This window comes from Alterinioella sp. (genome assembly GCF_058343375.1).
Map to the genome: position 1 here is coordinate 1 of NZ_JBTUJH010000070.1, position 6,737 is coordinate 6,737.

Sequence of the window (6,737 nt, forward strand, 5' to 3'; positions counted from 1 at the left end):
TCGCCATCGGTCACCACATCGGCGCGGCGTTTCAGGCGCATCGGCGTGACCGAGACCATCGGTTCGACCGCCTCCACATCCAGCTCGCCCAACTGCTCGATGAACCCCAATATGGCGTTGAACTCAGCAGCCAGCGCCGGCAGGTCCGCGGGCTCGACCTTGATGCGCGCCAGTTTGGCGACGCGGGCGGCGGTCTCAGTATCAATCGACATCGGGTTCACTTCGCCTTTTCGGGGGTCTCTGATCGGGCACGGGTTTATCGCCGCAAGCGGCGCGCCGCAAGCGCCCCGGTTCAGGTTTTGGCTTTGCCCGGCCCGGCGCGACCGCTACGCTGGCCCCGACGCTATCAGATCAGGGAGAGGCGCGATGAAAATCATCTGGTTGGGACATGGCAGTTTCCGCATCGAGATCGGCGGAGAGGTGCTGCTGTTGGATCCCTGGTTCACCGGCAATCCGATGTTTCCCGAAACCCGCAAGGCCGAGGCCACCCAAGGGGCCACGCATATCCTGCTGACGCATACGCATTTTGACCATGTGGTCGATACGCTCGATCTGGCGCGGACCTTGAGCATCCCGGTTCTCGGGCAATATGATCTGATGAGCCATTGGGAAGAGCATGAGGGTATCGCAACGGTGGGGTTCAACAAGGGCGGCACCGTCGATCTGGAGGGCGTGCAGGTCACGATGGTCAACGCGGTCCATTCCTCCAGCTTCGCCACCGCCGAAGGCCCCCGCTATGGCGGCACCGAATGCGGCTTCATGATCGCGGGCGAGGGCAAGACCATCTATGTCTCAGGCGATACCGATGTGATGGCCGATATGGAGGTTTTCAACGATCTGCACGCGCCCCAGATCGGCATTCTGGCGGCGGGCGGGCATTTCACCATGGATATGAAGCGCGCCGCCTATGCGGCAAAACGGTTTTTCCGGTTCGAAACGGTGATCCCCTGCCATTACCGCACCTTCCCGATCCTGGAGCAATCGGCAGCGGTTCTGGCGGCGGGCCTGCCCGGTGTCGATGTGATCGAGCCCGAGGTGATGCAGGCGATTGAATTATAACCGGGGAAAGGCGCGTCGACGCGCCTTGAACGCAATTTCGAAATTGCGTTTCACCGCCGTTCTGCAAAGAAATCCTTGAGCAGCTCCGCCGCCTCGGCCTCGCCGATGCCACCATAGATTTCGGGCTTGTGATGCGCCTGGGCGTGGTCAAACACGCGCGGGCCCTGCGCCACGCCGCCTGATTTCGGATCGGACGCGCCATAATACAGACGCGCGATACGGGCCGCCGAAATGGCCCCCGCGCAGGACGGGCATGGCTCCAGCGTCACGTAAAGATCGCAGCCCGTCAGACGTTGCGACCCAAGCGCCGCGCAGGCCGCCCGGATGGCCAGCATCTCGGCATGGGCCGTGGGGTCGCACATCTCGCGCATCTTGTTGCGGGCGCGCACCAGAACCGTGCCACCCGGCCCGACGATCACCGCGCCCACCGGCACCTCGCCGGCATCCGCCGCCGCCCGCGCCTCGGCCAATGCGGCATCCATATGGCTGATGAAGCTGCTCATGACCCGCTCTTACCGCTTTCCCCGACCGCCACAAACCGCTAACTCCGGGGCCATGACTCAGGATATTCCAAAAGGCGACCGCATCGCCAAGGTTCTGTCGCGCGCCGGTATCGCATCGCGCCGCGAAGCCGAACGCATGATCGAAGCCGGCCGCGTCACGGTGAATGGCCGCAAGATCGACAGCCCGGCGTTGAATGTAACGCAGGCCGACAAGATCGTGGTCGATGGCAAACCGGTGGCCGAACCCGAACGCGCCCGCCTGTGGCTTTACCACAAGCCCGCGGGGCTGGTGACATCGGCTGCCGATGAAAAAGGCCGCCAGACGGTGTTTGATACGCTGCCCGAAGATCTGCCGCGGGTGATGAGTGTCGGACGGCTTGATCTGAATTCCGAAGGGCTGCTTTTGCTGACCAATGATGGCGGCCTCAAGCGGCAGTTGGAACTGCCCTCGACCGGATGGCTGCGCAAATACCGGGTGCGGATCAAGGGCAGCCCCTCTGAGGCGCTGTTGGATACGCTGCGCAAGGGCGTGACATCGGATGGCGAGAGATTCCAGCCGATGCAGGTGAGCTTCGACCGCCAGCAAGGGGCCAATGCCTGGCTGACCGTGGGCATCCGCGAGGGCAAGAATCGCGAGATCCGGCGCGCCTTTGCCGAAATTGGCGTCACGGTGAACCGGCTGTTGCGGGTCAGCTATGGCCCCTTCCGGCTGAATGATCTGAAACCCGGCATGGTTGAGGAAATCAAACCAAAGGTTCTGCGTGATCAATTGGGCATCGCGCTGCCCGAAGGCCATGCCCAGGCAAAGCCCAGGCCGAAACGACCGGGGGCCAAACGGGTGGTGAAGAAACCCGCGCCGCCGCGGCGGGGGAAATAACCCTCAGCCCTGTTCGTCCTCGCCCCCGGGCGCGATCATGTAACGCTCAAAGAGCTTGGCCTGAAACATGAAGACGGCAAACAGGAAGCCGGGCAGCACGAAGGTCTCGAAAGTGACCCAGAATTCCGTGCTCTGGGTGCGCCACACGATCTCATTGGCCAGCGCCATGAAAGCAAAAGCCGCGACCAGACGGCGCGTCAGGATCATCCAGCCTTCATCGCGCATCGGCATCATCTCGCCCATCACGAATTGCAGCCAGCTTTGCCCGCGCAACAGGCCAATGCCCAGAATCACGACGAAAAACGAGTAGACCAGCGTGGTTTTCAGCTTGAAAAACCGCTCATCGTCAAACCACACGGTCAGACCGCCAAACACCACCACCAGAATTGCGGTGAAAATCTGCATCCGGCTGAGCTTGCCAGTCAGTTTCCAAAGCGCCGCGATCGAGGCCAGCAGCAGCGGCACAAACCCGGCCGTGACCACGATGAACCCGTCATATTCCCTGCCCCCAAGGGTGAATGTCTCATCCTTCAGCCACAGATAGGCGATGAAGAACAGGATCGGCGGGCCAAGCTCCAGCGCGAATTTCAGGGTCGGGTTGACTTTATGCTCTTCCATTCCGGTCCTCGTGCTTCATGCGCCTAACTCAACTATCACCGCGCCCGCCGCAATCAACCCCATCAATGCCAATCGGCGCGCACCGACCCGTTCGCCAAGCATCAGCCAGCCAATCAGCGCGGCAAACACGGTCGAGGTTTCACGCAGCACCGCCGCCTGGCCGACCTGATCCAGCCGTGTCGCCAGCATGATGGAGCCGAAACTGACCACCGCCACGATCCCGCCGATCAACCCGCGCAACGCCAGCGGGCCAAAGGCAGGCGGGGCGGCCATGCGCCTGTAGGCATAGATCGCCACGACCGGCATGGTCATGCCATCGAGGAAAAAGAACCAGGCCAGAAAGGTGAACGGATCCGCCGTGGCGCGGATACCGTAAGCGTCATAGGTGGTGTAGGCGGCGATGAACAGACCGGTCAGAACCGCCAGCCACAGCGCCGGCACCAGCGTTTCACGGGCCAGCGTGATGGTGCGCAGATTATAGGCGGCCAGCCCGAAAATGCCCGACAGCAGCGTGGCGACGCCAAGCCACTGAACAGCGGAAAACACCTCGTCAAAGATCACCCAGGCCCCGATCACGGCAAACAGCGGCCCGGTGCCGCGCATCACCGGATAGACGACCGTATAGGCCCCGCGCCGGTAGCTGGCGATCTGTGCCGCCTTGTATCCGACATGGATCACCACCATGCCGGCGAAGATCGGCCACATATGCGGCTCGGGCCAGGGCACGACAAACAGCGCCACAGGGGCGGCCATCACACCGTAAGAGGCATCAATGATGCCGCGCGACAACAGCGGATCATGGCGGCCTTTCTGAAGCGCGCCGAATATTGCGTGCGAAAAGGCGGCCAGCAGCGCCAGCGCGGTCGCCAGCACGGCCCCGGCAGGCGTTCCGGCAATGGAGATCAGCCAGGCGCTCATCTATCGGCGCGTTGCAACGGGTGTGATGCCGGGTCCGTCGGTGGGCGGGTCGGGCGCGGATCTTGCCAGAGCGGACCAGACCGGCTTGACCATCCCCTACCCTTCCGCGCCGGTCAGCGCCTGGGCAAATTCCTGCGGATCGAACGGGGCCAGATCATCGATCTGTTCACCGATGCCGATGGCATGGATCGGCAGCCCGAACCTGTCGGCCAGCGCCACCAGCACGCCGCCCTTGGCGGTGCCATCCAGCTTGGTCATCACAAGGCCCGAAACATCGGCGAGCTTGAGGAATATCTCGACCTGGGACAGCGCGTTCTGCCCCGTTGTCGCGTCCAGCACCAGCAGCGTGTTATGCGGCGCGTCGGGGTCTTTCTTGCGGATCACGCGCACGATCTTGGCCAGTTCCTCCATCAGATCGGCCCGGTTCTGCAACCGCCCTGCCGTGTCGATCATCAACAGGTCGGCACCGTCGGCCTCGGCCTTGACCATGGCATCAAAGGCCAGCGCGGCCGGGTCCGAGCCTTCGGGGGCGGTCAGCACCGGCACGCCTGCTCGGTCGCCCCAGATCTGCAACTGTTCGACGGCGGCGGCGCGAAACGTGTCCCCGGCCGCGATCACCACGGATTTACCGGCGGCGCGGAACTGGCTGGCCAGTTTGCCGATCGTGGTGGTCTTGCCCGAGCCATTGACACCAACCACCAGCACCACTTGCGGTTTCTTGGGGTAAAGCGGCATCGGCCGCGCGACGGGTTCCATGATGCGGGCAATCTCGGCCGATAGCAGCGCCTTGATATCTGCCGCCGTCATCATCCGGCCAAACCGGCCCTCAGCCATATTGGCAGTGACGCGCATCGCGGTCTCGACCCCCATGTCAGTGGTGATCAGAAGCTCCTCCAGCTCCTCCAGCATATCGTCATCCAGCGCCCGGCGCGGTGCCGCGCTGCGGCCCATCAGACGGCCGACAAGCCCCGATCTGGCGGGGGGGTCGGGCGTTGCGGTTACGTCAGGCGCAGGTTGCGGCGCTATGTCAGGCGCAGGCGCGCGCGGGCTGGAAACCGATTGTGGCGCAGGCGCTGCGGGCGCGGCAACCGGCGGCTCCTCGGCGCTTTGGGCCGCCTCGCTCTCAACCGCAGCACCGTCCTCGATGATCGCATCCAGCCCCGCATCCAGCTTGGCGGAGGATTTGAACATCCGGTCCTTGAGTTTTCTGAAAAAAGACATCGGTCGGGCCTCCGGCGGGCAATGCACGTGCTTTCACCTAATACGACGCGCGACGAGATGGAAGATGGTGCCGAACCGCCACCGCCTTGCCAAGCGCCGCGAAAATGCGGCAAGCTGGCCGGATTGACAAAAAGGAGATTGCTTCATGTCTGACAGACCCCGCGCCTCGATCGGGCGGCGCATCGGCGCTGGCATCCTCGATTTCATCACCGTATTTTTTGGCGGCGGATACCTGATTGCCAAACTGACCGGCAACACGACAGAGAACGGTTTTGCCCTGTCGGGCTTTCCCGCTATCGTGCTCTTTGCCCTTGTTGCCGCGTATTTCGTGGCCGGGCGCTATTATGGCGGCACGCTCTGGCAGCGCATTCTGGGCACCCGGCGCTGATACCCTACACTTCCTGCGGGAAATGTTTCACGACCATGCGAATGGGGTTCGGCGCGGCCTGCCCCAGACCGCAGATCGAGGCGTCGCCCATCGCCACGCAGAGCTCCTCCAGCAGCGGCTGATCCCAGCTCTCGGCCTGCATCAGCTTGACCGCCTTTTCGCAGCCCACCCGGCAAGGCGTGCATTGGCCACAGCTTTCATCCTCGAAAAACCGCAACATGTTCAGCGCCGCGTCACGGGCGCTGTCATGGTCGGACAAAACCACCACCGCCGCCGAGCCGATAAACGTGCCAAGCGGTTGCAGCGTGTCGAAATCCAGCGGCACGTCATGGATGCTCGCGGGCAGCAGCCCCGAGGATGGCCCGCCGGGCTGATAGGCCTTGAACACATGGCCCTCAGCCATGCCACCACAGGCCGCGATGATATCGGTGATGGTCGAGCCTGCGGGCAGCAGATACACGCCGGGGGTCTTCACCCGGCCCGATACGGAATAGGAGCGCAGCCCCTTGCGGCCGTTCTTCTCCACGCTGTTCAGAACCTCCGGCCCTTCGCGGCAGATCCGCGCCACCCAATGCAGGGTTTCGACATTATGAACCAATGTGGGCCGGCCAAAGATGCCGACCTGCGCCACGAAAGGCGGCCGGTGGCGCGGCATGCCGCGCTTGCCCTCGATCGATTCGATCATCGCGCTTTCTTCGCCGCAGATATAGGCCCCGGCGCCGCGTCGCAGATCGATATATCCCGGGGCCACGATGCCCGCCGCCTCCAGCGCCGCAATCTCAGTGGCCAGGATATGCAGCACAGCCGGGTATTCGTCGCGCATGTAGATGAAGCAGGTTTCGGCCTCCACCGCCCATGCCGCGATCAGCATCCCCTCCAGCATCAGATGCGGGGTGCGTTCGAGGTAATAACGATCCTTGAAGGTGCCAGGCTCGCCCTCATCACCATTCACCGCCAGATAACGCGGCCCCGCATTGGCGCGCACAAAGCCCCATTTCTTGCCCGATGGAAAGCCCGCCCCGCCAAGCCCGCGCAGCCCCGAAGCCAGCATGCTCTCCTGCACATCCTGCCAGTTTCCGGTCGCCCGCAACTGCCTCAGCGTGGCATAGCCGCCCTCGGCCTGATAAGCCGCAAGCCCCTGATAATCAGGGAT

General features: G+C 63.4%; 9 protein-coding genes. 3 read left to right on the plus strand and 6 right to left on the minus strand.

The genetic code is table 11. From position 1 onward, the window contains the following. A partial coding sequence (gene gatC, locus ACW8PS_RS10340; RefSeq protein ID WP_491527314.1) for an Asp-tRNA(Asn)/Glu-tRNA(Gln) amidotransferase subunit GatC occupies nucleotides 1-212 on the minus strand: 212 nt, incomplete at its 3' end. 154 nt (nucleotides 213-366) lie between these two features. On the opposite strand from gatC, the gene ACW8PS_RS10345 reads away from it, so the two are divergent. Next, nucleotides 367-1,059, plus strand: coding sequence for a metal-dependent hydrolase (locus ACW8PS_RS10345; RefSeq protein WP_491527315.1), 693 nt, complete (start codon nucleotides 367-369; stop codon nucleotides 1,057-1,059). 50 nt (nucleotides 1,060-1,109) lie between these two features. Here ACW8PS_RS10345 and ACW8PS_RS10350 read toward each other — a convergent pair whose 3' ends face one another. Further along, entirely contained in the window at nucleotides 1,110-1,562 is a 453-nt protein-coding gene (locus tag ACW8PS_RS10350; protein ID WP_491527316.1) for a nucleoside deaminase, read from the minus strand. On the opposite strand from ACW8PS_RS10350, the gene ACW8PS_RS10355 reads away from it, so the two are divergent. Further along, complete coding sequence (locus tag ACW8PS_RS10355) at nucleotides 1,561-2,439, plus strand: pseudouridine synthase (RefSeq protein ID WP_491527318.1); 879 nt, start codon at nucleotides 1,561-1,563, stop codon at nucleotides 2,437-2,439. The two genes, ACW8PS_RS10350 and ACW8PS_RS10355, sit on opposite strands and share 2 nt — an antisense overlap. A gap of 3 nt (nucleotides 2,440-2,442) precedes the next feature. Here ACW8PS_RS10355 and ACW8PS_RS10360 read toward each other — a convergent pair whose 3' ends face one another. The 3 genes from ACW8PS_RS10360 to ftsY form a co-directional block, all read right to left on the minus strand. After that, complete coding sequence (locus ACW8PS_RS10360; RefSeq protein ID WP_491527319.1) at nucleotides 2,443-3,057, minus strand: inner membrane-spanning protein YciB; 615 nt, start codon at nucleotides 3,055-3,057, stop codon at nucleotides 2,443-2,445. 15 nt (nucleotides 3,058-3,072) lie between these two features. Beyond that, the gene (locus tag ACW8PS_RS10365; RefSeq protein WP_491527320.1) at nucleotides 3,073-3,975 is read right to left on the minus strand and encodes an EamA family transporter; all 903 of its coding nucleotides are present in this window, start codon (nucleotides 3,973-3,975) and stop codon (nucleotides 3,073-3,075) included. A 96-nt stretch (nucleotides 3,976-4,071) separates the two neighbouring features. Beyond that, the gene (gene ftsY / locus ACW8PS_RS10370; protein WP_491527321.1) at nucleotides 4,072-5,196 is read right to left on the minus strand and encodes a signal recognition particle-docking protein FtsY; all 1,125 of its coding nucleotides are present in this window, start codon (nucleotides 5,194-5,196) and stop codon (nucleotides 4,072-4,074) included. 145 nt (nucleotides 5,197-5,341) lie between these two features. Here ftsY and ACW8PS_RS10375 point away from each other — a divergent pair, with 145 nt between their 5' ends. Then, entirely contained in the window at nucleotides 5,342-5,584 is a 243-nt protein-coding gene (locus tag ACW8PS_RS10375; RefSeq protein WP_491527322.1) for an RDD family protein, read from the plus strand. 4 nt (nucleotides 5,585-5,588) lie between these two features. Here the strand turns inward: ACW8PS_RS10375 and ACW8PS_RS10380 are convergent. Continuing rightward, nucleotides 5,589-6,737 (minus strand): complex I 51 kDa subunit family protein (locus ACW8PS_RS10380; RefSeq protein ID WP_491527323.1); only part of this gene is annotated, 1,149 nt, incomplete at its 5' end.